Source organism: Brevibacillus sp. MCWH (genome assembly GCF_013096935.1).
Classification (GTDB): domain Bacteria; phylum Bacillota; class Bacilli; order Brevibacillales; family Brevibacillaceae; genus Brevibacillus; species Brevibacillus aydinogluensis.
The window spans coordinates 1-619 of record NZ_SDLF01000092.1; the positions used below are offsets into that span (position 1 = coordinate 1).

The window sequence follows — 619 nt, forward strand, 5'->3', positions numbered from 1 at the left end:
GTGCACCGTAATGGGCTTCGGCCGCCTGTTTGGCGGCTAACAGAAAGGTGGTCATGCGCATGACCCATGTATACCCTTGTTCAATGAGGCTCTTTAGATCACGCAAATGATGAGCGTGACAAAAGGCATGGGTGGCTTCAGTGTAGTTCGGATACGTACTGAACGCATCATGCATCATCGTCCCTTGATATCGGGGAAGAATCCTGATGTCATCGGTCGCTTTCCTTCCACGGGAAGCGTGAGGAGCCACGTACGTATATTTCGATGTGTACGCGACATGGACCCATGCCAATTTCCCTTCGATGCGCAAACTCGTTTCATCAACATGCAAGATGTTGGAATCAAGCAAGTCCTCTTCGATTATTTCCATGTTTGGCTCCAATGCTTCGTGTCCTCGTTTCACCATATTGGCGAGAGTTTCTGTGCTGATCGAGTGTTGATATAACGCTTCGATCATATTACCTGCACGTTTGTAAGGAATCAATTGAATATGGTGCAAATAAACGACGAGCGCAGTGAGCCGCGGGCCATATTGCACATGATTCGTTGCGTGTGAGGGGAACGGCGCTTGTTGGACACATTGGCAATGCGGACACGATTTCACTTCACGCTCATGTTG

At 48.9% G+C, this 619-nt stretch carries 1 protein-coding gene; it reads right to left on the minus strand.

Going from position 1 to position 619, the window contains the following annotated elements:
- Nucleotides 1-619 (minus strand): IS66 family transposase (gene tnpC, locus ETC00_RS19495; RefSeq protein ID WP_171567706.1); only part of this gene is annotated, 619 nt, incomplete at both ends.